Source organism: Hymenobacter terrenus (genome assembly GCF_000972495.1).
In the GTDB taxonomy this organism is placed as follows: Bacteria; Bacteroidota; Bacteroidia; order Cytophagales; family Hymenobacteraceae; genus Hymenobacter; species Hymenobacter terrenus.
Genome location: NZ_LATM01000016.1, coordinates 99498 through 122793, shown reverse-complemented (window position 1 = coordinate 122793; position 23296 = coordinate 99498). Strand labels below are relative to the sequence as shown.

At 55.0% G+C, this 23296-nt stretch carries 25 protein-coding genes; 12 read left to right on the top strand and 13 right to left on the bottom strand.

Annotation, left to right across the window (positions count from 1 at the left end):
* The first annotated feature begins 70 nt into the window (after window positions 1-70).
* The 3 genes from WX88_RS17895 (at window position 71) to WX88_RS17885 (ending at window position 3354) form a co-directional block, all read left to right on the top strand.
* On the top strand, window positions 71-1957 hold the full coding sequence (locus WX88_RS17895) for an ATP-binding protein (RefSeq protein WP_046245765.1): 1887 nt from the start codon (window positions 71-73) through the stop codon (window positions 1955-1957).
* A gap of 290 nt (window positions 1958-2247) precedes the next feature.
* Complete coding sequence (locus WX88_RS17890) at window positions 2248-2853, top strand: alpha/beta hydrolase (protein WP_046245764.1); 606 nt, start codon at window positions 2248-2250, stop codon at window positions 2851-2853.
* A 3-nt stretch (window positions 2854-2856) separates the two neighbouring features.
* Window positions 2857-3354, top strand: coding sequence for an alpha/beta fold hydrolase (locus tag WX88_RS17885; RefSeq protein ID WP_046245763.1), 498 nt, complete (start codon window positions 2857-2859; stop codon window positions 3352-3354).
* Here the strand turns inward: WX88_RS17885 and WX88_RS17880 are convergent.
* On the bottom strand, window positions 3338-3610 hold the full coding sequence (locus WX88_RS17880; RefSeq protein ID WP_046245780.1) for a hypothetical protein: 273 nt from the start codon (window positions 3608-3610) through the stop codon (window positions 3338-3340). The two genes, WX88_RS17885 and WX88_RS17880, sit on opposite strands and share 17 nt — an antisense overlap.
* A gap of 42 nt (window positions 3611-3652) precedes the next feature.
* A complete protein-coding gene (locus WX88_RS17875; protein WP_046245762.1) occupies window positions 3653-4636 on the bottom strand; it encodes a Na/Pi cotransporter family protein in 984 nt (327 codons plus the stop codon).
* A 410-nt stretch (window positions 4637-5046) separates the two neighbouring features.
* Here WX88_RS17875 and WX88_RS17870 point away from each other — a divergent pair, with 410 nt between their 5' ends.
* From WX88_RS17870 to WX88_RS30230, 4 genes are all read left to right on the top strand, one after another.
* Window positions 5047-5661 (top strand): hypothetical protein, encoded by a 615-nt coding sequence (locus WX88_RS17870; protein WP_046245761.1) that lies wholly within the window; start codon window positions 5047-5049, stop codon window positions 5659-5661.
* A 92-nt stretch (window positions 5662-5753) separates the two neighbouring features.
* Complete coding sequence (locus tag WX88_RS17865) at window positions 5754-6368, top strand: hypothetical protein (RefSeq protein WP_231590738.1); 615 nt, start codon at window positions 5754-5756, stop codon at window positions 6366-6368.
* A 526-nt stretch (window positions 6369-6894) separates the two neighbouring features.
* A complete protein-coding gene (locus WX88_RS17860; RefSeq protein ID WP_046245759.1) occupies window positions 6895-7956 on the top strand; it encodes a DUF262 domain-containing protein in 1062 nt (353 codons plus the stop codon).
* Window positions 7956-8894 (top strand): HEPN domain-containing protein, encoded by a 939-nt coding sequence (locus tag WX88_RS30230; protein WP_156176239.1) that lies wholly within the window; start codon window positions 7956-7958, stop codon window positions 8892-8894. The genes WX88_RS17860 and WX88_RS30230 overlap by 1 nt, the downstream gene beginning before the upstream one ends.
* 81 nt (window positions 8895-8975) lie before the next feature.
* On the opposite strand, the gene WX88_RS17855 is transcribed toward WX88_RS30230, so the two are convergent.
* Window positions 8976-9728, bottom strand: coding sequence for a hypothetical protein (locus WX88_RS17855; RefSeq protein ID WP_156176238.1), 753 nt, complete (start codon window positions 9726-9728; stop codon window positions 8976-8978).
* Between the two features lie 305 nt (window positions 9729-10033).
* Between WX88_RS17855 and WX88_RS17845 the strand changes: the two genes are divergently transcribed.
* Window positions 10034-10309: a hypothetical protein gene (locus WX88_RS17845; RefSeq protein ID WP_046245756.1), complete on the top strand. Its 276-nt coding sequence runs from the start codon at window positions 10034-10036 to the stop codon at window positions 10307-10309.
* 14 nt (window positions 10310-10323) lie between these two features.
* Here the strand turns inward: WX88_RS17845 and WX88_RS17840 are convergent, their stop codons facing one another.
* From WX88_RS17840 to WX88_RS30900, 8 genes are all read right to left on the bottom strand, one after another.
* The gene (locus tag WX88_RS17840) at window positions 10324-10536 is read right to left on the bottom strand and encodes a hypothetical protein (protein WP_046245755.1); all 213 of its coding nucleotides are present in this window, start codon (window positions 10534-10536) and stop codon (window positions 10324-10326) included.
* A gap of 125 nt (window positions 10537-10661) precedes the next feature.
* Window positions 10662-12032, bottom strand: coding sequence for a S41 family peptidase (locus tag WX88_RS17835; RefSeq protein WP_082116132.1), 1371 nt, complete (start codon window positions 12030-12032; stop codon window positions 10662-10664).
* 279 nt (window positions 12033-12311) lie between these two features.
* Entirely contained in the window at window positions 12312-13544 is a 1233-nt protein-coding gene (locus tag WX88_RS17830; RefSeq protein ID WP_046245753.1) for a helix-turn-helix domain-containing protein, read from the bottom strand.
* Window positions 13545-13709: 165 nt separating this feature from the next.
* Entirely contained in the window at window positions 13710-13946 is a 237-nt protein-coding gene (locus tag WX88_RS30225) for a hypothetical protein (RefSeq protein ID WP_156176237.1), read from the bottom strand.
* Between the two features lie 100 nt (window positions 13947-14046).
* Window positions 14047-14583 carry a pyridoxamine 5'-phosphate oxidase family protein gene (locus tag WX88_RS17825; RefSeq protein ID WP_046245752.1) on the bottom strand — a complete coding sequence of 179 codons (537 nt, stop codon included), beginning with the start codon at window positions 14581-14583 and terminating at the stop codon, window positions 14047-14049.
* A gap of 266 nt (window positions 14584-14849) precedes the next feature.
* Window positions 14850-15932, bottom strand: a complete 1083-nt coding sequence (locus tag WX88_RS17820) for a mechanosensitive ion channel family protein (protein WP_046245751.1) — start codon at window positions 15930-15932, stop codon at window positions 14850-14852.
* Between the two features lie 101 nt (window positions 15933-16033).
* Entirely contained in the window at window positions 16034-16615 is a 582-nt protein-coding gene (locus tag WX88_RS17815; protein ID WP_046245750.1) for a DUF1003 domain-containing protein, read from the bottom strand.
* A gap of 55 nt (window positions 16616-16670) precedes the next feature.
* Entirely contained in the window at window positions 16671-16949 is a 279-nt protein-coding gene (locus WX88_RS30900; protein ID WP_197076832.1) for a GNAT family N-acetyltransferase, read from the bottom strand.
* A gap of 550 nt (window positions 16950-17499) precedes the next feature.
* On the opposite strand from WX88_RS30900, the gene WX88_RS30220 reads away from it, so the two are divergent.
* Both WX88_RS30220 and WX88_RS17800 read left to right on the top strand, forming a co-directional pair.
* Window positions 17500-18267, top strand: coding sequence for a hypothetical protein (locus WX88_RS30220; RefSeq protein WP_052732822.1), 768 nt, complete (start codon window positions 17500-17502; stop codon window positions 18265-18267).
* Between the two features lie 297 nt (window positions 18268-18564).
* Entirely contained in the window at window positions 18565-19398 is an 834-nt protein-coding gene (locus tag WX88_RS17800; protein ID WP_046245749.1) for a phosphatase PAP2 family protein, read from the top strand.
* 315 nt (window positions 19399-19713) lie between these two features.
* Here WX88_RS17800 and WX88_RS17795 read toward each other — a convergent pair whose 3' ends face one another.
* On the bottom strand, window positions 19714-20487 hold the full coding sequence (locus WX88_RS17795) for a hypothetical protein (RefSeq protein ID WP_046245748.1): 774 nt from the start codon (window positions 20485-20487) through the stop codon (window positions 19714-19716).
* Between the two features lie 161 nt (window positions 20488-20648).
* Window positions 20649-21263 (bottom strand): bifunctional nicotinamidase/pyrazinamidase, encoded by a 615-nt coding sequence (pncA, locus tag WX88_RS17790; protein ID WP_046245747.1) that lies wholly within the window; start codon window positions 21261-21263, stop codon window positions 20649-20651.
* 90 nt (window positions 21264-21353) lie between these two features.
* Between pncA and WX88_RS17785 the strand changes: the two genes are divergently transcribed.
* The gene (locus WX88_RS17785; protein ID WP_046245746.1) at window positions 21354-22223 is read left to right on the top strand and encodes an SDR family oxidoreductase; all 870 of its coding nucleotides are present in this window, start codon (window positions 21354-21356) and stop codon (window positions 22221-22223) included.
* A gap of 104 nt (window positions 22224-22327) precedes the next feature.
* Window positions 22328-23122, top strand: coding sequence for an arylamine N-acetyltransferase family protein (locus WX88_RS17780; RefSeq protein ID WP_046245745.1), 795 nt, complete (start codon window positions 22328-22330; stop codon window positions 23120-23122).
* Window positions 23123-23296: the final 174 nt, after the last annotated feature.

The window sequence follows — 23296 nt, the reverse complement described above, 5'->3', positions numbered from 1 at the left end:
CATTCGCCCAATCCTCAAATTTTGCTAACTCAAACAGCTTCTAAGGCTTACTTGCTTTCTTTCGCGTCTCATGCGGCAGCTTTCTCGCCTCGGTAGTTTCCTCCTTTTATTGGTATTGAGCCTGAATAGCTTTTCCAGCCGGGCCCAGACTGATGACGATGATGATAGCGTGGTCGTGGTGAGCCGGCCCGCGCGCCCGACGAGCGAAGTGGTCCTTCTAAAAAAGGCCCTGCAACAGCCAATCAGCTCTGTTGAAACAGCCGATTCGCTCCTGGCCCAAGCCCGCCACCTAGCGTATCTGCCGGGCCAGGTAGTGGCGCTGAGTCACTTGGCCGGCATTCGGTTGCGGCAGCAGCAACCAGAGCAAGCGAAGGCCTTGTTGCAGGAAGCCGAAAAAATAGCCCCGCAATTGCACGACTTGAGCGAAACAGGGTGGGCTATGAGCCAGCTCGGCCGACTTCAGGGGCGTTATGCCAGAACGTCGCCTAGTTTCTTGAGCTATTCTGCGTCTCTTTTTCGCTTGCTTAACGAAGCAATGGGGAGTACCGTAGCACTAAGCGAGAAGCGGCGGGCCCGAGGTCGGGCGACGCCGCCACCAGCCGACGATGAGCCGGCAGTCCTATCGCCGGCAGTCCTATCGCCGGAGGTCATCTACGGGGGCGTGCGGAAGCAGAATGCGCAACTGAAGCTCAACCAAATCGATAAGTGGCTCGACACCCTGCTCACGCGGAGTAGCAACCCGCCGCAGGTGGTGCAGCAGCTCAAAGTCCAGCGCAAGCTCCGCGACAGCAACCAGGCCCTGAGCCAGGCCTACGCTAAAGAGGGTGACTATGCCCAGGCCTACCGCTACTTCCTTCAGTATAGCGCCTACAAAGACAGCCTGACCGCCGAGGCCACCACCCGCCGGCTGGCCGCCCTGGAGTACAAGCAGAACCTGCTGAAGAAAGAAGCCCAGATTCAGCGGCTGACCAAGGAGCGGCTGTTGCGTGAGCAGGCCGCCCGTCGGCAGCAACAGTTTGTGCTGGCGCTGGCGAGCTGCGTTGCCGGGCTCATGGGCTTTGCGTTCGTACTCAGCCGAAACAACCGGGCCAAGCAACTGGCCAACCGCCAGCTGAGCGAGCAAAAGGAAACCCTGCAACAAACCCTGACTGCGCTGAAAACCACCCAGGACCAGCTCATTCAAGCGGAAAAAATGGCATCGCTGGGCGAGCTGACGGCTGGCATCGCGCACGAGATTCAGAACCCGTTGAACTTCGTCAATAACTTCTCGGAAGTGAGCAACGAGCTAATGCAGGAGTTGAAGGAAGCCCGCCAGCAGGAACCGCGCGACCCGGAGCTGGAGCAAGATCTGCTCGATGATGTGCAGCAGAACCTGCAAAAAATCAGTCAGCACGGCAATCGTGCCTCGGCTATCGTGCGCGGCATGCTGGAGCACGCCCGCAGCAGCTCGGGCGCGGGCCAGAAGGAGCCGACGGACCTGAATGCCCTGACGGAAGAATACGCCCAGTTGGCCTACCACGGCGTGCTGGCCAAGGACAGCTCTTTTGAAGCGCGCCTTACCATCAGCCTCGACCCCAACCTGGGGCCGGTGCCAGTGGTGCCGCAGGAGATAAGCCGGGTGCTGATGAACGTGTTCAGCAACGCTTTTTACGCGGTGCAGAAAAAGCAGGCCAGCCACGCGCCCGGCTATCAGCCCGAAATCAGCGTGCGCACGAAGCGGGAAGGGGAGCAGGTCAAAATCCAGATTCGCGACAATGGCATTGGCGTGCCCGCCGAGCTGAAGCAGAAAATTTTCCAGCCTTTCTTCACCACCAAACCCACCGGCCAGGGCACCGGCCTGGGCCTGTCGCTGAGCTACGACATCATCACCAAAGGCCACGGCGGGACTTTCACGCTGGAAAGCGAGGAAGGCCAGTTCACGGAGCTGACGCTGACGCTACCTACCGTCGCGTCTTGATTTACAGGTGACCTGGTAGTATAGTAGTTATTAGACTTGTTCCTGAATTAAGAGATTAAAGAAAAATCGTCTGTCATGCTGAGCTTGTCGAAGCATCTCTACCGCGTAACTAACTCAAATGCTGCAACGAAGCGGTAGAGATGCTTCGACAAGCTCAGCATGACGGTCCTCTTAGGTTTTGCTAATTCAGGAACAAGTCTATTGAATAACGCGCTAGTCAGATGAGGGGCCAAGCGCTAGAACGCCAGCCTAGTATTTCAAATGATGTGTATCCTTAATCCAATCTTGTAATGAAAAGACTTTGTCAGCTGGTTGCTTTGGCCACGTTTTTACTTCTTGCGAATAATTTATTTGCGCAAAAAAGAGACTTTCTCTCTGAGATAAAACTATACAAAATACAGGATAAAAAATTAGGAGAAATCCAGCTTGGAGTATTGAAAGGGAGCTCAATTAATCAGCGGAAGCCCTTGTTGTTGCTTTTGCAGGGTTCGGGTGATAGCCCGACTTTTATATATGTGAAATCAGCAAACTTTGTCGCTAATACGATATTTGGAGCTTTTCAAAATTTCAAAGACCAATACCATATTGTGTACATTAATAAAGCAGGGTTCCCCTTGTTTGATTCGGTTGCTACACCCAGAATCCGTTATCCGGTAACTGCTTTTGCCGTAGCTAATTCTACGAAAGACTGGCGTGCCGAAAGTGCGGCTAAAGCAATCGACTTCTTACTAAAGGAATTGCCTGTGACGCCTGGTAAAGTATATGTAGCGGGCCATTCGGAAGGGGCACAAGTAGCCGCTAAAGTAGCGGTATTGAATAAGAGAGTAGCTAAGGTGGTAGTTATGAATACAAATGCTTTAGACCATATTTATGAAAGAATAATTGATGTGCGCTAACAGATGGCTGCCAATAAGCTTACTCAGACGGAGGCACAGGTTATTGTGGATAGTTTGTATCGAGTGCAAAAAGACATTTATAGCCAACCGGAATCCGTAACAAAAAAATGGTGGGGACTGACTTATAAACGATGGTATAGCTACTTGAGGGAGACACCGCTAGAAAACATGCTCAGCCTCAGTATACCCATTCTTTATATTGCTTCAGGTAAAGACGAATCGACTAATATAGCCAACTCCGATTATGCGGCGTTAGAATTTGTGAGAAAGGGTAAAACAAATCTGCTGTACAAGGTCTATCCTAATCATGACCACAGCCATAATGAAATGAAGCAGAGCTCTGACGGCAAAGCTGATTTGGAATCCAAATCCAGTGAAGTTATTACTGATGTATTTCAGTGGCTGGAAAAGTATGCATTGGTTAATTTACTCGTCAAAAAGACGGTAAGCGGAAGAGAAGATGCTATTTCTAATTGTAGCCACTTCAGCAGGCACAGCTGAAATCCGGGTAATCTGAGTAGCCGGGTGCGGGCTTATCATCGACCCGCATGATGTGGTCGAGCCGGATTTCCTCGCCCGATTTCAGACGCATGAATTCAACTTTGTCGCGGACGAAAAGAGTGTCAATCACGCCCGAATCTAGGCAGAGCTGGCGCAGGTCGTTGAAGTATTGCAGGGCCACGCGGCGACGCTGGGTAGCGGCGGCTTCCAGCTCATCGTAGAATCCGCAATCAACAGGTTTATAATCGGTGCTCATGTCCATTGCTTTTTGCCGCTTGATTCGAAAGAATTCATACGGTTAAACCGCCCGAACGGGCGCGGGTTTGGCCGCGGGCTTCTCCTCGGGAAGCCAGGCGTCGAGCGCGCGCTGGCAAAGCGGCACCAAGGGCGCAAACAGGAGCACGCCCGTGACGTTGAACAGGACGTGAGCGTGCGCAATCTGCCGGTCGACGTCGTTCTCACCGGCGAGCCGTAGCACCAGCGCCGTGAATGGCTCAATCAGCAGCAGGCCCAGGCTGATGGATATGATGTTGAAAAACAAGTGAAACAGCCCCGTTTTGAGGGCCGGACGTCCCCGCCCAATCGTGGCCAACAGCGTATCGGAGCAGGTGCCCAGCTCGGCCCCCAGCATCACGGCCACCCCGGCGGGCAGCGTGACCAGGCCCTTGCCGGCCAGCTTAATGACCATGCCCAGCGTGGCCGACGAAGACTGCAGGACCAGGGTCAGCAGGGCGCCGGCCCCAGCGCCCCGAATGGGGCTTTCCAGCTTGAGTAGCCAGGCCTCCACGCCGCGGTATTCCTTGAGTGGGGCGGCGGCCTCACCAATCAGAAACAAGCTGAAAAAGAGCAGCCCGAAACAAAACAGCGCCCGCCCCGCCGTACGGCCATTGCGCTTCTTGCTGAGCGACAGCAGCAGCAAGCCCGGCAGCATGGCCACCACCGCGTACTGCCCCAGGTCGAAGGCGAACAACTGGCTGGAAATAGTGGTGCCGATGTTGGCGCCCAGCACCACACCCAGGGAATTACGGAACGGCAGCGCCCCCGAGCTCACCAGCGCAATGGCCAGAATGATGACCACCGACGAGGAATCCAATAGAGTGGTGACCACCGTGCCGGTCAGAATAGCCGCCGGAACGGTTTTGGTAAAACGGTCGAGGGCACCCTTCACCCGCTCGCCAGCCACGTGGCGCAGGGCCAGCGCGAGCCGGCTCACGGCATAGAGAAACAAAACCAGGCCACTGGCCGCGAGTAGGGCAATCGAAAGAATGGAGGAAGAATGCATACAAAGTGCTGCGTTGAGTTGCCGGTAGCGTAGTATCCAACGCAACCGTGCGCTATGGCGCCATACCGCGCCCGTGATGAAATTGTTACCCGGCGCCGCCGGAGGCAGCCCTCACGTGGGCTAACAGCCGCCTGATTGAGCTTCGTTTTCAGTGCCTTGTCCACTCTTTGCTGCCCCCACTGAGGCACCAGGAAGTTGTTGGCTCCTTCTCCACTACACCACACTCGTCAGGCTCCCCCTCTCCAGGGAGAGGGCCAGACAAGAGGTCGTCATGCGGAGCGTAGCGCAGCATCTCGCTTGCTTGAGTAATTATTTATTACCACACGCGAAATGCTGCGCTACGCTCCGCATGACGTTCTTGCGTTTCTCATTACCTATATTATAGGTAGCACGCATATCTGTCAGTCCCCATGAAACACCTTTTGCCATTAGCTCCCATACTCTTCTGTCTGGCTGCCTGCCAAAGCAATCCCAAGTCCGATGCCGCAGCCCCGCAGCCAGCCAGGCAGGAGCCCGCCAAAGTACAGCCAGTTAAGCCCGAACTAGATACCTCAGAACATATCGAGCTGAGTATGGTCACCATCAACGGCCAGCCCTGGGTACAACAGACCACCAAACAGCTAAAGAACCAGCTCGGTCGCCCAGATAGCATCGCCAAAGGAGCCGTTGAGTGCGGCAGCCAGCTAGACATTCCCATGAATAGCCCAGACGGAGACTTCTGGTACTATGGCAAAACGATGTACGAGGTGAATGGCAGCCAGGCGATGCTGTACAAATTTAATGTTACGTCGGGCAAGTTTCAGGGCAAAATCGGAAAGCTCGTCCTCGATAAAAACACCACCCTGGAGGACGTCCGCCGCTTCTTCCCCGAGTCAGCTAAACAAGCAGAGACGCCAGCCATCGGCCGGCCAGGTGAAGTAATGAACTTGCCCTTCTACTATAAGGGAGAGCAAGTGGACACTTACTTAAACCTGATATTCCAGAAAGGCCGCCTGCAAGAAGTAGAGTTTTGGAGCCCGTGCTAATGCCCCTAGGAACTGATTCGGAACGTAGCCGCCGAGCGCGGTATCAGGATTCCGGGACAGAAGTAGGCCGGGAAACCTATCAATACCCTTACATGCTGCAACGTTTGATTCACATGCCATTACTGCGCGCCTCCCGCACCGCACTCTTGCTGGCTCTTGCCGTCTTACCAATAGCAGCTATGCCTACGCAAAGTCCGCCGACTCTCGCGTTGGACGAAACCAACGGCGTGGGTGGCCTGCAGTTTGGGGCACGCATCGAACAGATAGCGGGCTTTGACAAAAAGTTCGTAAGAATTAGGGGCATTGGTAAGCGTTGGCGCACGACGCACCTCTACAGCCGCCCCGGCGATACCACTACGCTGGCGGGAGTACGAGTGCCACTCACCTACTGGTTCCGGCTTGGGCGCTTCATTGGCGTTGATGCAACCTTGAAATCACCCACAGCTTATACCGAATTGCTCCACCACTTATCGGCTCGGTACGGTTCACCTCGGGCAGATACAATACCAGAGCAATGGCATTGGCTGGGGCATCACAGTTATTTGCTGCTAGAGAAAACCGGCCGACGCACCGGTAATATATTTGCTGCAAGTCTGGATATGCTTAACGAGCAGGTGTACGAAACGGCGCTGCGGGCTAGAGCCCGCCGGGAACTGGGCTGGCGGCCCGATTCGGTGGGGCTGCCCCACCAGTTTCCGGTGAAGTAAAAATGGGCTGACTTACCCGTCAGAACATCAATTACCTCTTCAGAAATGAAGCAGCCCCAGCCACTTCCTCAACGATGAAGCCAGCTACAGGCAGGCCCAAGACATGGCCCGCGAGCGGGGAACATACATTCTGGTTGGTAAACAACGGCTCACCACCTGCTTCAGCCAAATTCGCAACCTCCGCACTCTGGCCGAGATATTCAAGGCCTTGGCCCTGTAATTAGAGCTATAGAGCCGTTCCCAGTAGCTGCTTCTCAAGAAGCGGAGTAGCTTGTGCCGCCACATCCATGTCGGCTATGAATTGGCCTAGCCCGCGAGCGTCCCGTGAAGCCTACATTACTAACCTAAAAAGAGGAACTCAGTTCAACCTCAATTTTTATTTATGGTAACTATTAGTTGATGTAATGGCAAGTATGTAGCTTGCACACGTTAGGCCTACTACTATAAAATATATTTAGGTAGTATTTGTCACAACACTCTTTTCAAGCAGGCTTGTTCCTGAGAGTTTTTTATCGAAGAATTAATTATGAGCACATCAGTTCTTGCAAAATTTTTAAAAGCTCAAGATAGGCTTGTCTTGCAAGCATCTGATCTTTCGCTTGGCACAATTGCGAATATGGTAAGCAGATCGGCAATTGATATTGATCCATCTTATCAAAGGCGTGAGCGCTGGGATAACCAAAAGAAATCTGCTTTGATAGAATCTTTTTTGCTAAATGTGCCTGTTCCTCCCGTGTATTTAGCAGAAGACGAATTTGGTAAATATTCCGTAGTTGATGGTAAGCAACGTATAACAGCTATTCACTCATTTTTAACCAATGAATTAGCATTAAGTAAGTTGGAGTCATTTAATGAAGTGGAAGGTCTGTATTTTAAAGATCTACCAAAAGAGATGCAAAATGCTCTGGAGGTCAGGCCGTATATGAGGGTTATTACAATTTTAAAGCAATCCGATCCAACGTTAAAGTTTGAAGTTTTTACTCGCCTTAATAAGGGAGGTGAAAGTATGCAGCCTCAAGAGTTAAGGAAAGTCGCATTTAGAGGAAATTTAAATGATTCAATATATAAGCTTGCTGAAAACACTTTTTTGAAGCAACAGCTGAAGATCAAAGATGATAAATCAGCAGGTTACAAGTTAATGACTGATGCTGAAACAGTTTTGCGTTTCTTTATGCTTCGTGAGAGATGGCGTACATTTTCAGGTGATTTTCGGGTAGGTATGGACCTGTTTATGGCCAAAAATCAGCATGCAAATAAACAAACAGTTAATTCTTTAGAGATGGGTTTTAAGCGAGCAATCGAAGCATGTGAGCAGATATGGGGAGATAATGCTTTTAAAAGGCCTTATGCAAATATATGGCGTGATCAATTCATATCTGGCATGTATGATGCTGAGATGATAGCAGTTGATGGACTTACAGATGCTGAGTTGCTCCGTGCAATAAAAAACGCCACTAAAATAACAACTGATACAAAATTGCTTTTTGATGATATTGCATTCGATGAGGCAGTTAGGCAAGCAACGAATCAAAATAGAAGGATAAAATATAGAGTGGAAAGAATTGTTGAGGTTTTAAAAGTTAAGTAATGAGCTCAGCAAGACAAGCATTATATGAAAGCATTTCAGCCTTTTCTTATGCCTTAGAATCAAACGATATAACATCTAAAGATCCTATTGTTGACAGAAAGCATAATGAACGAGCTAGATTTTTAAGGAATGGCTTAGCTGTTTCAGGTTTTGCCATGGTCGAAGAATTTGTGAAAGAAAGGACCGGAGAGATTTTAGAAAAAATTGGTAATGGTCTTACGCCTTTCGAAGAATTGCCAGAAGGCCTGAAAACAGCAGCAATTGAAGGTGTAATTGATGCAATGCGATTTCAATCAAACTTCATAGATAAAGCACATGTTTCAGCTTTTTATCAGCATCACTCCCAACTGATAGCTAGCACAATGTCAAATCCTTTTAAAATATCCAAAATTGCTTTTGCGAATAGCTATACTAACCTTTCTTCCAAAGAAATAGAAGATGTATTAGTGGCTTTTAGGATAGAAAGCCCTTGGAACTCATTAAGTGGAATAGTTACGAGACTAGGTTTAGGTATATTAGCTCCAAAGCAAGCCTTTGAGAATGCGACCAAGAGAAGGCATACAGCAGCTCATCGAATTAATACAAATACAGAGTATAGCGAATTAAAAGCATATAAAAACGAATCTATTTCATTCTGCCTAGCATATGACCTATTGGTTTCAAAGGCTTTGAAACTTATAAGTATAAAAGACCAGGATTATTTAAAAAAGAAAAAACTGGCGGGGAATCAAGTTCAATTAAGATACCTTAGACAAGGTAGCGATAGCAAATGGCGAGAATTAAAAGAGAACAACTCTCGGGCTCTCAAAGTGAGCATTGACTTTGAAGATCTAAAAAACGACTGTTTATTACGTGCAAAAAGGGAAGGGTTTTCTGTTGTTCAATCCACTGAATTAGGCGTGCCCGTATCATGGTATACCCCAGAGCTTGACTTTTAACTAATTTACAAGATTATTACTTTGCAAAAAAAACGGCCCCGCTGCACTCGCAGCGGGGCCGTTCCCGTTCCCCTCCTAACCCTACGTCGTAGGATTCGGTGTTATCCCGAATGTGCTGCTGTTCTCCTTCCGAATCCGCTTCAGCAGCGTCGCCACCGCATACGTCTTCGCCTTTTTGGGATTGGTTTCCTTATATAGCAGCGTCCCCGTGCCCAGCACGTCCACGATGTACTCCCAGAGCGCATTACCCGCCTTGATGTTCTCATCCGTGAGTTCAAGCGTAGCGTTGAGGCTGCTGTTCTGGTCCGTGTTGAAGGCGCTGAGCTGCTGCTGCGCGGCCACGAAGCCTTGCGTGTCGGCGGCCGAGTGACCCTGGGCCGCGAGGGCCGCCTGGTTGGCGGGCACGGCCAGCAGTTTCAGCAGGTAGCTCAGGGCCCCGTCGAGGCCTTCCATGTCGCGGGTCGTGATTTCGTTGCGCACCTTGCCCAGCCCAAAATCAGCAACGCTGACCGAGAGGCCCCCTTTCTTTTCGGCCCGGTTCAGCCGGATGTTCAGCCAGTTCAGCGGGTCGCGCAGGCTCTTCGATACCTCCGTCATCGTCCGGGTCACCTCCTTCGCCGACGCCTGGCGCAGGCCCGTGGGCACCAGCGCCGTGAAGGCCGCCTGCCTCACCGTCCACTCCTGGAGGTAAGCCGCGTCCGCATAATCGGGCGAAGCCTTGCCAAAATCTTGTTGGTCCGTCTCGAACATGGCCAGCACCATGTTATTGAGCGGACCCAGTTCTTCGAGCCGGCACCGGAAAAGTCGGGTCGTTGCTGCGGTAGTTGTTGCCATTATTCCACTGAGTATAAGCATCCGCGCCACCGTAGCGCGGCCGCGCCAAATGTAGTGAAAGGACCGCCATAAACAAGCCGCCCGCGCATGCCCCCACCGGCCCCGCTAAGCCCTCGTAGTAGGCCGCCAACCCGCGCATGGGCCCCGCAAATCCGTACGTGGCCCCCGCAAATCCATCCATGGGCCCCGCAAATCCCCACATGGCCCCCGCAAATCGGCACGTGGGCCTTGTAAATCGCCGCATGGATCCCGCAAACCGCTGCATGGCCCTTGTAAATCGGTCCATGGGCCCCGCAAATCCCCTAATGGGCCCTGTTTCTACCAAAACACGCTGCACGGACCAAAACACACTGTTTGGCGTGAAGACGATGTTTTGCCCAAACACGCTGTTTGGCCGTGCCCGCCGCTACGCTGGCTTGGGCAAGTACTGCCGCCTGCCCGCCCCCGTCAGAGTCACCCAGCTGGCGCGCATCTCCCACGCGCTGCCGCCTGGGTTCGCGTTTCCAACGCGGGCCCGGAACGAAGCGCCAGGCAGCGCCCCCATTACCACATCAGCCGTTCAGCCTACTTGGCGCGTATGAGGTAGCATGAGCCCCTACTTACCCCTGCTGCTGCCCTTGGCGCTGGCTTCTTTCGTCGGTTTCTGGTGCCTGGTGGCAAACAGCTGCTTCATGGCCTCGGCGGTTTGCCGTTCGGCCTCGGCATCCTCTTCCGCCGACATGGGCGGCGCGTACTTGTCGAAGAGGGGCTGCAGCTCGGGGTAGCCCCGCTCCAGCAGGTCGTAGCAGCCGTTGAGAAGCAGGTCCACCGCTTGCAGTTCATGGAAGGAGCGGTCGTAGCCGCAGCCATAATCCAGGAGCGGGTCGCTCGGCGGTAGGTAGCGCCGTAGCAGCGTCAGGACCTCCGAGGGATGAACAGACTTGATTGATAGTTTTACTGTTGATGTTCCAGACGCTTTAGCAAATCATCAATTCCACTGCTATTGATATCTGGAATAAGCATCCTATTCGAGTCGGCATTTCGGTAACAAGCGTTATAAAATACCTCAGTGCCTATATCAAACTTATACTTAGTGTTTGGCAGTTGCACCGAAACGGCATTGCCATCACCAATCACGGGTTCGCCCGTGCCAACGCCGACAATCCGGGCAATGTTATGGCACTGAAAACTGGAGGTCAGTAACGAGGCCGTTGAGTAGGTGCCCCTGTCCACCAACACAAAGACCTGCCCTTTGAATAGTTCACCAACGCGACGTGGTTTCTTTTTCTCTTCCCTATACACCGTTACGGCACCGTCCTTTTTGAAGAAAAGCGGACGGGCATCCGAAATCAGATAAACAAACGGATATACCGGGTACATGTACCACTTGATGTACGCTTTCCTGTTCTGTTTTTTGCTTTCGGTACTCGTCTTGATAATGCCGGCCCCCTCCACCGATATTTCGTTGTTGGTGAGGTAGGCAGCCAAATCCCAGACCAGGTCTGAGTTGCCGCCCGGATTGCCCCTCAGGTCAATCAGCAATTTTTTCGTTTTATTTTTTTTCAGGCTGTCGAAAGAGCTTCTAAGAAAGTTCTTGAATTTCTTTCGGTTTCGAAATATGGAAATTTTCATCACCGCTACAGAAGGCTCTTTGAAATACAAATTGTAATCTTGGAAAGCCTTTTTTTCTTTGGGTTGGATGCGGGCCAGCGTATAGTTCTTCACTTCCCCAGCCTGGTTTTTAATGCTTAGTTTGAACAAGGCCGAATGCCACTCGTAATAGAATCTAAGGTAATAACTAAAATACGTACCCATATAATATGCTTTTGTTTCAGGTCGTTCAAAGCTGCTACAACGCATCAATTCCGTCACCACGTTTTCGGTATTTACACCGTTAATGCGCATGATTTCGTCATTTTTCCTGATGGTAGAGTCGTTCGTGTAATTCTTGACCACAAAAGCCCGGGTGCCTTCGATGCGAACCGCGAAAGGGAAATGATTCGTCGAATCTTTAATAAGACTAAATTCGTCCAGGGTGCTATGGCCGAAACTAAAAAAAGCGCCGACTTTGCCCAACGCCCTTTTTGCTTCGACTGTCGATAAGGTATTGGGCAAGGTTGCTTTCAGGCTGTCACACTTTCTGAGGATGGATAAGCTGTCGGTATATAAATAGGGAACTGGGTGTATCCGCTGGTATTTCCCAACAATAAAGTCTATATCCCCTGATATTTTCGTTTTACTTACAGAAGTACCCGCATTGGTTTGTGCCATCAAGGATAGGCAGCTTGTCAGAACGACTACAACAACTACAGCAAATCGTCTCATGAATTAAATTATCCTTTAAGAAAAAAATGTACTCGAAAGTATCCCACTAGCCTTCTGCCCTCTAAACCGTATGATTGCCATCACTGGCTGGCACCACGAGCCACCTCGGCCTAGCCACCCTCCAGGCCCTAGCGGCCAACACACAGGCGTAGCGTTGGGGGAGGGGCGCAGAGGGGAGTCGGCGGCTGGCATTTGGCAACTTGAGCATTGCTTCTAGAGAAATAAAAGACGGTTTGGATTCGCCTACAAATCTCCCCCCTCGCCCCCCGAGGCTGGCCATCAATCCACCCCGTTTGCGTCAGGCCTAATTAGGATTGATGCCTTTTGCGGGGCCTGAGCCGCATTTTCTTGCTCACTTCGGTGCTGAACCCGGTACTGGCTTGGAGTCATACCAGTGGCTTGCTTGAACGCCTTGCCAAAGGTTTGGTTATTGGTGAAGCCGCATTCCTGCGCAATACCCAAGAGCGTTAGCCGGTCGCTGCCGGGCTGCCGCAAGCGGTGCTTCACGGCCTCCACCCGGTAGTGGTTCACCAGATTATAAAAGTTGCCGTGTGGGCTGCATTGCCCAATGGCCTGCGACAAGTATGCCGTGGCCTGGTTGAGCTGCGCTGCCAGCTCCGAAAGCCGAAGCTCTGGCTCTCGATAAGGCTCCGCCTCTGATTCCAGATAGGTGATGATCTGGCCGTATAGTTCTTGCGCCCGGGTGCCTGGCAGCTTAGATTTTTCGTACCGAGGCCTGGTGCTCTCCTCCAATGCCGGTGCGGGAGCTGGTCCGGGCTCGGGAGCTAATACGCTTCGCAGAATCACCGGATATTTCAGCCCATAATAAGTGATAATAAAAAAGAAGAAGCTATAAATTAAGAGTGGAATAATGGAAGTCCATAAATTCTCTTCCACATTAATTCCCCGAAAATGATGCAGAAAGTATCTTGTAGTTTCGTAAGTAGAAACAAGCAATACAGCAATGAAAAAAGCTTTAAGCCAATTAAGGCGCACGGCTTGCAAGTCCGATAAATACTGCTGCAAACGATGTTCTTGTTGGTAAATAATACGAAATGCTAGTGCAAACAGCAGCAGGTCGTAGCCCGCTTGGCCTACCTCCAGCAAGGTGTTTTGATAATTAAGGATGCTTTTTAAAAACGGCACTTGTTCTATGCCCAGCACAAACGCAACGCTATAAGCTAGAAATAGCAGCACAGAGGGAAGCAATACCAGCCAATGCCGACGACTGGTGGGAAGCTGAAGCAGATAACGGGTGTACAGGTAGAAAATGGGAATTTCAAATCCTTGCAGCTGGGGCAGGTAATAAAGCCGCGGATACTGAGTCAGAAGAGCTTCATCTACTATCCCGGAAACCAAGCTGCGTGCTACCACCCACAAAAAGGTTGCGCTCAAAATAAGCGTCGATAGGTCGCCCCGTTGCCGGACAGCCAAAATGATTAGTCCCAAGAACAGACACTCGGTTACAAATAGATTTTCAGTGTAGCCTATAATAGTTTGCGCTTGAAGCATATCGAATAACCGAAAAGAAACGAGAGTTTCTAAAGATAGGCTTCCGTGTGAAATACTCCCGCGCCAACCAAGGCCTAAGGCGCCGCGGCCTATCGGGGGCGTCTTTCCTGCCACAGGGCAGCCTCCAGCGGCAAGTTGGCGTAGTCCTTCCTAAATTTCTTGGGGTTAACACAGCACCGCTTCACCCAAAGCAAACAAGTGCGTAAACCCGGATACGCTGTTGGTATAGCGCTTAAATTGCCGCAGCGTGAGCAGAGTGTCCGCCGGCAGCTCGTATCGTATTAGGCCAGGGTAGGGGTAGCCCTGCACCTCCGCCAGTACCAACTCCCGAAATTGGTACATGCCCTTGTCAGCGCGGTAAATAACGGCCGGGCGTTGAGCGGCACGGGGCGGTTCAGCCACGGGCGTAGCGCCAGATAATTGGCAACGTCAGTATCCTGGGTCAGAGCACATGCCACGCAGCCCACTTCACTGCCAACGGCTGAGGCCCCCGCACCACCCGCTAAATCCCCGTAGGCTTGCCGTCCAGGCTGCGAATGTTACGCTGCTCCCAGTACTCCTGCACCTTTTCCGGCCCCCGCTTTTCCATCGAGCGGTTCAGCTCCTCACGCTCTGCCTGGTACTCCATAAAGGGCACCGCCATGCCGCAGGAGCTCGTCACCAGGTCCACGTCGACCACCATAATCTGCCGGGCGCCCGGCAGCTTGGGAAACAGCCCAATCAGCTCCTCCCACTGCGCATCGCGCGGATGAAAAACCGTGGCCTCGCCGTACAGCCGCAGAATGTTTGGCCGGCCATCAAAAGCACAAAACATGATGGTAATTCGATTCTGCTCCAGCAGGTGCGCGGCCGTTTCGTTGCCGCTGCCCGTCAGGTTGAGCCAGGCCACCCGTTTGCTGCCGAGCACCCGGAACGTATCCAGTCCCTTCGGCGAAACGTTGACCCGTCCCTCCGGAGCCGCCGTCCCCACGAAGAAAAGTCTCTGCTCTTCAATAAATGCTTGCGTGGCCGCGTCTATTTCAGTGAATTGTTTGCTCATAGCCAGTAGAAGTGATAGAAGGTCCCACGCTTCCGCGCAGGGTTGAGGTTTCGGCTACGAAAGTACGGTGCACTCATTACCACCACCCCAGCACCGTATTCCCCACTTTCACCATCCACCACCATCAGGCTCCCCGGACCAAAAGGAATAGGCCTCTGGCAGAGCCATTCAGTTCTGCTTTGCATGCTTGCTCGGTTTTGCTCGTTCGGCTCCCTCTGGCTTTTTGGAGAGGGGCCATGCCCGGCAGGAGCCAGGAGTGAGGCTCCTCACCCGCCAATAGCCGCCACCGGCGCCTCCACCACCGCCCGCGTGCGGGGCAGGCTCTCGGGGTATTCACGCTGCAAAAAAGCCACCAAATGCTCGCGCACCACGCAGCGCAGCTCCCACGCCGAGCTAGCGTCGGGGGCACTCACCAGAGCACGCAGCTCCACGGTGCGCTCCTTGGCATCCGTCACGTGGAGCAGGCACACGCGGCCGTCCCAGTACGAAGTCGTTTGCACAATGCGCTTCAGCTCCTCCCGCACCGCCTCGACGGGCACCGTATAATCGGCCTGCACAAACACCGTCCCCAGGATTTGAGAGCTATTGCGGGTCCAGTTCTGGAAGGGCTTTTCGATAAAATAATTCAGCGGCAATACCAGCCGGCGCTCGTCCCAAATGCTCAGTACCACGTACGTGAACGTGATTTCCTCCACCCGGCCCCACTCGCCCTCCACCACCAGCACATCGTCGATGCGAATGGGTTGGGTGAAGGCCAGCTGAAAGCCCGCCAGCAGGTTGCCGATGGAGCGCTGGGCCGCAAAACCCACAATCACGCTGGCAATGCCGGCCGAAGTGAGTAGCCCCGTGCCCAAGCGGCGCACCGTCTCAAAACTCATCAATACCAGCCCCACGGCTACAAACAAGACAATCGACCCCGCCAGCTTCTTGATGAATTGCAGCTGGGTGAACAGCTTGCGCACCCGCAGGTTGTCGGCCCGCCCCAGCTGGTAGCGGCTTTGCACCAGGTCCTCCAGCACGTCCAGCGTCTTAATCAGGCCCCAGGCAAACGTCAGAATCAGGCCGGTTTCAACCACCCGGCGCAGTACTTCGAGCGGTTTCGGGGGCAGCTGCACCAGCGGCAGCAGCAGCGACACGGCCAGCGCCGGCAGAAACCAGGTGCTAACCTGGCGCAGGTGCCGGTTCACCGACTGCGCCAGCACGGCATCCTGGCGCTGCCCGTAGCGCCGCAGCGCACCAAAAAGCAGAAACTTCGCCACCAGCCCCAGCGCCAAGCCGCTGAGCAAAACGGCGCAGGTGGCCACCATATCGGGAAAATGAACCAGGAAATGAGCAAATTCTTCTTTCATACCAATTGCCACACTAATCGAGCAGGGCGCATTCAGGTGAGAGAAGTGTACCCTCGACAGCCCCGAAAGGTTAGCGGCTGCCCGTCCGCAGCCAGCTCGCGCTAGCCCGGCCGCCCGTCTTGCGGAAGACGCTGCTTGTAATTCTCAATCGTGTCCAGCACTTTTTCGGGCTGCACATCCTTCGCCAAATCGGGGATTTCGGGGTCGTGGGCCTCCTCAATGCCCAGCTTCTTGGCCATCTCCGCCACCAGCACGATGAGCCGCGTAATCTCGTGCTCACTCAGCAGGCTGACTTGCAGGTTCAGCTCGGCCCGCTTATCAGCCTGCGCCGCCATGCGGTTTTGGCTAATCAGCACGAAAGTGGAAAGGAAAATAGCCTCCACCGAGGCAAACATGGCCAGCACCACAAACGAGGGGTCAAATGGCTTCAGGCCCAGCCAGCCCACATTCCAGCCTATCCACACCCCAAACAGGGCCAGGTGAATGAACACAAACGCCAAGCTACCCGTGAAGGTTGTCACGGCATCGGCCAGCTTGTCTTGCCAGGTTTTGCGCTGTTCCTCGGCCTGCCGCCGCTTCAGCAGCTCCTCAATGTTGCGCTCCACAATCCAGGCCATGCCAGGGGAGGAAATCGGCGGTTGCGGGGCGGGTTCTTGTGTCCGGTTCGGCTGCTCGCCAGTCATGCGTGGGCTGTATAAGTAGTTCTTTGATTGGCGGCGTTACTGGCCAGGCAAGTCCCTACGCCGCCTGGGCCTGTGCGGCCATGCTTTGGCGCCATTCGTGCTCCAGCACGCTCATTTCGACCGATGACCAGTACTCGTCCTGGTAGCGCACCGAGTGGCGCAGCGTACCATCGTGGTGAAAGCCGCAGCGCAGGTAGCAGCGAATGGCCGCCGTGTTGAAGTCGTACACGCCCAGCGTGATGGCATGCCGGCCCAGCTCGCCAAGCCTGACGGCCAGCACGGCCTTCACCATCTCCCGGCAGTAGCCCCGGCCGCGCACGGCCGTGTTGCCCACCAGTGCGCGGGTAATGCGCCCACTCCGGTTGTGCTGGCTGATACGCCAGCGAAATGTGCCCTACCACCTCCCCAGTACTCGTATCCACCGCTTTGTAGGCAAACACCTCCGGCCGTTGCAGGTCGTTGGCTCCCTGAATATACCCGCGCAGCTTCTCCTCCGTGAGCGGAAACGTAAACAGCGCCCCCGACCGCTCCTTCAGCAGCCGCTCACTGTCAATCCAGGCAATAAGCTGAGGGAAGTCAGCTTCGGTAAGAGGCTCCAGAATAATCATAATAACCAAGGCAAGTAGTCTTCTGTCACTACGAGCCAGCATGCCTCTCAGTGTTCGCCAGACCGCTTTTTGCGTATTAATCGGCCCAAAATCCGTAGCGCTAGCGCCTGCCCAGGGTCAATACGCAGACGCCGCATGAAGTACTCCGGCTGCTGCCGTTGTCCCGGCTAGAGCAGGAATCAATCAAAATAATATCTAACTTTAACAATAATAAAGGTACTATCTAACGTTGTGCGTAGTAGCTGTCGGGCATTCAGCCACCGGCCACCTCCTGGTATGAAAATCAGCACCTTGGTTTTGCTGCTACTGGCCGGCTTGCGCAGCTGCCTGGCCCAAGTTTCCACCCCCGATACGGCCGCCATCGGCTCCAATTCGGCCACCGGGCTGTCGTCCTACTCCGGGCCGAAGTACCACGCCACCTTGCGCCGCTTCGATGTCCGGCGTGCCCACCTCGCCCGCCGCTACCGGCTGGCCACTACGCCCGCCACCCGCGCCGCCCGCCTCGCCGAAGCCCGCCAGCTCTTCCTCACAGCCCTCGACAGCACCGTATTTCCCGCCTGGGAAGGCACCCCCTGGGCATTCTACGGCACCACTTGGGAGCCCCGGCGCGGCAGCATCGCCTGCGGCTACTTCGTCACCACCACCCTGCACGATGCCGGCCTGCGCCTGCAACGCACCCTGCTGGCCAAGCAAGCCTCCGAAGTTATCATCAAAAACCTGACATCGGAAGCCCACATTTACCGGTATTGGGGCGTGACGCCCGCCGATTTCGTGCGGCAGGTGCGGGCGCTGGGGCCGGGCCTCTACGTGCTGGGGCTCGATTTCCACGTGGGTTTCCTGCGGGTGCGCGAGGGCGGCGCCGTGCAGATGGTGCATTCGTCTTACGTTGGCCCCGTCGCGGTGGTGCGCGAGGCCGCCGAAACCAGCGAAGCGCTGGAGTCCAAGTACCGTGTCATAGGCAAGGTGTCGGAAGACGATGGTTTCGTGCGCCGCTGGCTCCTGGGTGAGGCGCTGGCCGTGCGCGGCGCCACCGTGAAAGAGTAGGGGGAGCGGCATCCATATTTGCGGGGCTGGTGGCCGTGTTCTGGCAGGCCTGGCAGTCATCTGAGTATGCCAGGCGGTCATGCTGAGCGGAGCCGAAGCATCTCGCGTGCCACCACTAATTCAATCGTTGAACGAAAGAGTCACTTCCCCGAGCGAGATGCTTCGGCTCCGCTCAGCATGACCGCCTGGTACGCGCAGCCTGACCGTCTGGTACGATTAGGTGTAGTTGTGCGCCAGGGCAACAAACCTGGCTCGTTACTTCTCCGTTTGAGCTTCTTTTTACTCCTGTTTTTGTAAATGAAGCTCCTTGCCCCGTTCCTGTTAGTCAGTGCCTTGCACTTGGCGCCAGCCCCCGCTGCCTGTGCCCAGCAGTCTGCGTCGCCTTATCGTACCGACCTGCTGAAGGATGGTGCCATTACCGCCGGGCTAACCGCCGTGAGCGTAACCGGCCTGTACCTGGTTCAGCAAAAAAAAGGCCTGAACGAGACCGAGCTGGCCGCCCTCAATAAAAACGACGTGCCGCGCTTCGACCGGTTTTCGGCTGGCTGGTACAGCGCCCGCGCCCAGACTACCAGCGACATTCTCTGCTACGGTGCCGCGATGACGGCAGCACCCGGCCTGTTGGCGCTGAACGCCAACATTCGCGGCCGCTACGGCCAGGTCCTTGGCTTATACCTGCAAACAATGCTGGCCACCGATGCCCTGTTCACGATGACCGTGGGCACCATCTACCGCTACCGTCCTTACCTCTATGGTACCGAGGGCGGCCGCAGCCGCTCGGGCAAGGTTGCGACCAACTCATTTTTTGCCGGCCACACGGCGCACTCGGCCACGGCCACGTTTTTCGCCGCCAAGGTTTTCCACGATTTCAACCCCGATTCGCCGGCCCAGCCCTACGTGTGGGGCGCGGCCGCCCTCTTGCCGGCCGCCGTGGCTTACTACCGCCTTGAGGCCGGCAAGCACTTTCTCTCCGATAACATCGTGGGCTACACCTTGGGCGCCACAGTGGGTATCGTGGTGCCGCAGCTACACAAAGTAGCGGGCCGCGCCGGCGTTTCCCTGCTGCCCATGCAGGGCCTGAACGTGAACGGCCACGCCTACAGCGGTCTGCTGCTGAGTAAGCAGCTGTAGCGCCCGATGGGCCGGGGTAGGCTGTTTTATCGGGCCAAGGCGATTTTGACTATTAGTTCCTGCAGCGGAATGACGCCAACACTTTAGGGCGGTTTCAGAGTCGGTATACCTTATCGTTCTGGCGTACACCTCACGGTACCCCTCTGGGGCGAGGCCCTGCCAGGCACGGCCCCGAAAAACACTGGATGCGCATTTCTGATAATGGAGAACTCAACGAGAACAAGCTGTACCCCGACCCCGGAACTGCTCAGGCAAAAAGGTACACAGAAGGCCCGGCGTGTTACCGGGCCTTCTGTGTGGTAGTAAAATCAGCCGCTAAGCCGTCTTCACGAACCGAATCAGCTCACGCACTTGGTTCAGGAAGCGGGCATCTTCGGAAAGCTTGGCGATTTCCTGGGCGGTTTGGCGGGCCAGGGCTTCGTGGTCGCGGGCGTTCTGGCGCGTGAGCTCTTCCAGCAGCGAATCGAGGCGGTCGAAATGGCGCTGGCTGGCGACTTGGTTTTGGGTCAGTGAGTAGGCCCACGAATCTGATTTTTCTGCGTTCAGCGAATGGCTGAGGCTTTTTATTTGCTGTTCCAGGTCGGCTACGCGGGTGCGCAGCTCCACCACGTCTTCGCGAGGGTAGTGAATCTGGTGCTGCATCAGGCGCAGCCGCTCGGCCAAATGCTCGTAGGCCCGGATAATGGGACGGGCGAAGGTGAGAATCAGCGCCGCGACGGCTGCCGGGTACCCCACCGCTACCAGCTGGTTGTAGGCCAGCACAAACAGCACCAGCGCCGTGATGAGGTGCAGGGCGATGGCCACAAACCGAAAACGCGTGGCTATGCGTTGGGCAAAGGCCACGTTCTCCTCGTTCAGGGTGATGCCTTTCTGGCGCGACGCCGTCGCTTCCTGCACCACGCGGAGGGCCGTAAAATGCGCGTTCCACGGCAGGGTAGAAACAATGGCCAGCCACCACACCACGGCTACGCCCACCAACCAGTCAATCAGGCTGCCAATGGGCACTTGCAGCCAGTGCAGCCCAAAGTAAATCAGCATCGCGCCAGCGGCGAAGAAAAAGAGCAGCGATGCAAATCTCCCAAAAGACATGTTAGCAGGTTGTTAAATAATTCAGGAAAAGAATCAGCGGTGAGTCACCGGGGAACTGCAAACCGAAGAGCTACGGAGCTCAGTGCTTGTCAGACTTGGTGGTGCCACCATGCGCATTCCACTTCAGGAGGGCGTCCGAAAGGCTGTCACCCCCAAAAAAATCAGCCAGCCAGCACTTCAGTACTGTTTATTAGCTGCCCGCCGCGCTGCTGCAAATCAGCTTTGGCCTGGGCCCAGCCGTCGGCCGAAATGGCGCGGGTGGCGTCTTCAATAACGGTGGCGGCAAAGCCTTCGGCCAGGGCGTCTTTGGCGGTGAAATACACGCAGTAATCGGCGGCCAAGCCGGCCACGTACACTTCCGTCACGCCGCGGCCGCGCAGGTAATCGGCCAGGCCAGTGCTTTTGCGGTGGCCATTGTCGAAAAACGCGCTGTAGCTGTCGATTTCGGGGTTGGTGCCTTTGCGGAAAATGGCTTCGATGCGCTCCGCGTGCAGGGCGGGGACCAGCTCGGCGCCCGTGCTGGCCTGGGTGCAGTGGTCGGGCCAGAGCACCTGCGGCAGGCCATACAAGTCAATTTGCTCGAACTGGCTGCGGCCGGCGTGGCTGCTGGCGAAACTTTGGTGGCCGGCCGGGTGCCAGTCCTGGGTGGCTACCACGAGGTCGAACTGCGCCTGCAAGGCGTTGGCAATGGGAATGATGGCGTCGCCATCGGCCACGGCGAGCCGGCCACCGGGCAGGAAATCGTTTTGAATATCGATGAGCAGCAGGGCTTTCATAAGGAGAGTAAGGTCATGATTGGATAAAGGTAAACCAAGTATTGGGGTGTGCATTACGTCTAAACAACGACACGCTTTTTTCAGCCTATCATGCCCAACCTTCAGAATCAGATTATCCTCGTTACCGGTGCCACGTCTGGCATTGGCAAAGTAACGGCCACCGCACTGGCCAGAATGGGGGCCCAGGTAATAATTCTGGCCCGCAACGCTGAAAAGGCCGACGCTACCCAGCGCGAAATAGAAGCCGCAGCCGGTCACGACCGGGTCGACGTATTGCTGGCCGACCTCGCCGACCAAAGCCAGGTGCGCCGCGTAGCCGCCGAGTTTAATGCCCGCTACCCCCGGCTTGACGTGCTGGTCAACAATGCCGGGGTGATTTTTGGCGCCCAGCGTCAGGTGTCCGCCGATGGCTACGAGTTGGGCCTGGCCACCAACCACCTCGGTCCGTTCTTGCTTACGGCGCTCCTTTTCGATAAGCTCAGGGCCAGCCCCGCCGCCCGGGTGGTCAACTTGGCGTCCATAGGTTACAAATTTGCCAAGCCCAATCTGGCGGATATTCAGTCGGAAGGGCATTACAGTGCGACTCGCATCTACAGCAACACCAAGCTTTTCAATATCATGTTCACGCAGGAGCTGGCGCGCCGCCTGCGGGCCCACGGCATCACCAACGTGACGACCAATGCCGTGCATCCGGGGGCGGTAGCCAGCAGCTTCGGCGCCAGTAGTGGCGGCTGGTTGAGCTCGCTCATGCAACTGGCCCGCCCATTACTTCTCTCAGTGGAAAAAGGCGCAGAAACCAGCATCTACCTGGCCTCGGCCCCCGAAGTAGCAACCATAAGTGGGGGCTACTTTGCCAAGCAAAAAGCCGAACCAGTGAAACACAGCTTCAACACGTCTGACCACGCCCGGCAGCTCTGGAAGCTCAGCGAGCAGCTGACCGGCACCCAGTTTCTACCGTAAATTACAGCCGTTTGGGCAGTTAGAGCGCCATTTCGCGCTACGGTACGCCGACCCTGAAATGCCGCTGACTTTCAAATCACCTGTGCTTTCCCCGATATCCTCTCATGTCCGATTCCGCCATCGACCTTGCTGCTTATACTGCCCGGGTGGGTTACCACGGCCCGCTGACGCATTCCCTCGAAACGCTGGTTGGGTTGCACCGGGCGCAGGCGCTTAGCATCCCTTTCGAAAACCTCAATATTCACCTTAGCCATCCCATTGGCCTGGACCCGGCCAGCCTGGTGCAGAAACTCATCTACGAGCGGCGTGGGGGCTACTGCTACGAGCTTAATGGTCTGTTTCGGCTGGTGCTGCTGGAGCTGGGCTTCCCCGTGACCTGCCTGGTGGGCCGCAACCTGATTGCCGGCCCCCCGCTGCGGCCCCGGGCCCACCAGCTGCTGTTGGTAGAAGTAGCCGGGCAGCCGTGGCTGGTCGACCTCGGTTTTGGGACCAATGGCCTCATCGAGCCCATCCCCTTGGCCGTGGGCCCGGAGCATGACCAATTCTTCGACCGCTACCGTCTGCAAGCCGCGTCTCAGCACAACTACCACCTCCAGTTGCACATGCAGGGCGAATGGCAAAGCCTCTATACGTTCACGCTCGACGAGGCCCAGCCCAGCGACTTCCAGATGATGAATTTCTTTTATTCCCAATCCCCGGACTCGCCTTTTCGCAAACAGCGCATCTGCACACTGGCGGCGCCTGATTTTCGGGTCAGCTTAGTCGACCAGGAGTTAAAAATCCGGCGGCCCGATGGCACCATCACCGCCACCACCCTGCCCGATGCCGAAGCATACGAGCAGGCGCTGGCAACGTATTTCGGTATCCGTTTGCCCGCACCCTTGCCGGCCTACGCGTAGCGTGAAGTAGCAGAAGGCTCTGTTGCAAAGAGTCCGGCTCATCTGGCGTCCGCAACCCTGCAAAAGAAAGGCCTCGCTGAAAACGAGGCCTTTCTTTTGCAGGGTTGCTCTCGTTTTTTAGCCTGCTTCAAAAAGCGAAAGCAAAACGGCTCATACAATTGCTTTCGCTTTTTG